The 547-nt window shown below is 63.3% G+C and carries 1 pseudogene; it reads right to left on the bottom strand.

Annotation, left to right across the window (positions count from 1 at the left end):
- Window positions 1-547, bottom strand: a pseudogene (locus tag AC07VV_RS30460) (hypothetical protein); the annotation flags it as partial.

The following is a 547-nucleotide window of genomic DNA, read 5'->3' as shown; positions in this document are numbered from 1 at the left end:
TGAGGTTGCCCCAAGTGTCGTAGCTGAAGCGCAGGTCTTTGAAGGCAAGGATGCGGTTGTCCGGGCGGTTGTCGAACTGCCATCTGCCGCTGCCGCTGAGATTGCCGGCCGGGTCGTAGGAGAAGTCTTCGACTTGCAGTTGCGGGTGCTGTGGTTGACGGCTGCGCAGTTGGCCGCTGGCGTCGTAGCTGTATTCGGTGACTTCGCGTTGCTTGTCGACCACCCGCAGTACTTCGCCGCCGGGGCTGTAGTGATAGCGGCGGTGCAGGGCGGTAGCCGGGTGTTGTGGGTGGCCGAGCAGACTGTCGGTATTGTCGTTGAACCGGCTGAGCTGCTCGTGGGGCAGCTGGATGGCGGCCTGCCAGAGTTTGCGGCCCTTGGTGTCGTAGCCGAAGCGGCTGGTGAGTTTGCCTTGGGTGCGCAGGGTTTCGCGGTGCAGGGCGTCGCGTTCGAAGTCGCTGATCAGATGACCGTCGAGGTTGATCTGGTGCAGGTGCCCGCTGCCGTAGTAAAGCTGATTGAGCTGGCGGCCGTCCGGCAGTTCCAG

This window comes from Pseudomonas sp. GW821-FHT02C04 (genome assembly GCF_059421845.1).
The sequence above is the reverse complement of the archived record's forward strand: the minus strand, read 5'-3'. Positions and strand labels throughout refer to the sequence as shown.